The organism is Microcystis sp. M53603_WE2, from assembly GCF_030065435.1.
The window spans coordinates 1-1018 of the sequence record NZ_JASJFF010000702.1; the positions used below are offsets into that span (position 1 = coordinate 1).

General features: G+C 39.2%; 2 protein-coding genes. One reads left to right on the plus strand and one right to left on the minus strand.

The features are described 5' to 3' along the window. Window positions 1-407 precede the first annotated feature (407 nt). On the plus strand, window positions 408-737 hold the full coding sequence (locus PX481_RS15075) for a helix-turn-helix domain-containing protein (protein WP_002763909.1): 330 nt from the start codon (window positions 408-410) through the stop codon (window positions 735-737). 1 nt (window position 738) lies between these two features. Here PX481_RS15075 and PX481_RS15080 read toward each other — a convergent pair whose 3' ends face one another. Then, window positions 739-969 (minus strand): hypothetical protein, encoded by a 231-nt coding sequence (locus PX481_RS15080; RefSeq protein ID WP_288094879.1) that lies wholly within the window; start codon window positions 967-969, stop codon window positions 739-741. Window positions 970-1018: the final 49 nt, after the last annotated feature.

The following is a 1018-nucleotide window of genomic DNA, read 5'->3' on the forward strand; positions in this document are numbered from 1 at the left end:
AAACCTTGCCAGGAATATTATCTCTTATCTGGACCAGCTGGATTGACTTCCAGGGGTGACACAACAAAGCGAGCAACTGGAACATCTCCCCCTAGATGTTAAGTCTGATTGACCGGTCATTCTCAACAAGCACTGTTTATTGAGAATGACCGGGGGAACTCTGAAATTTTCGGCTTAGTTGCCGGCAGCTTGCCGCCAACTCACTCCTCTAGATAAGTATTTTGACTCAGGCATCTTCCTCTTTTGAGACGTTGTGACACTTAGGGTGCGGAATGTGGGTTAAGAAAAAATCAAAATCAGGGATTAAAACACCAAAACAAAATATTGATCTAATCAAAGAACGCCTGAAAAAAGCACAGGAGATTGTCAAAGAGCAACAATAAATACCAAAAAGGGGATAAATGATTATGACAGAATATACTATTAGTTCAGGAAACATTTTTGAAGACTTAGGCTTTGCTAATGCTGAAGAAAAACTCGCTAAAGTCAAGCTGGCTTCAGTGATTTATGATCTGATTACTGAAAAAGGATTAAGCCAGCAGGAGGTCAGTCAAATTTTGGGAATTGACGAGGCTAAAATTTCTAACTTAAAAAATGGCAGATTGCAAAAATTTTCTCTTGAGCAGATGTTTAGCTTTCTAGTAGCATTAGGTCAGAATATAGAAATCTTAGTCACTCCCCAAGCCGTAGCAAACTCTAGTGTAAGTATCCAGGTCATGTATCGAAATAAATCCTAATCTAAGTGCGATCGCCGATCTCGTTAAGGTGTGTTAATATTAATGTAACGCACCAGCCAACTTTAAATAAAGGACTAAGCGCAATGTCATCGATCATTACCGAAGAAAAAACCAAAGAAATCCGGTTCTTCGTTACTTGGTATGGTTCGATAGGGGGGCATAAATCGACTAAATCCTTATCTGGCAAGAGACTTAATTGATTAGTTCGCTCTAGAGCAAAAACAATTGACAAAAATCGCTAAATGCCTTTCTATATAAGGGTTCCATCCCTTATAACCCCC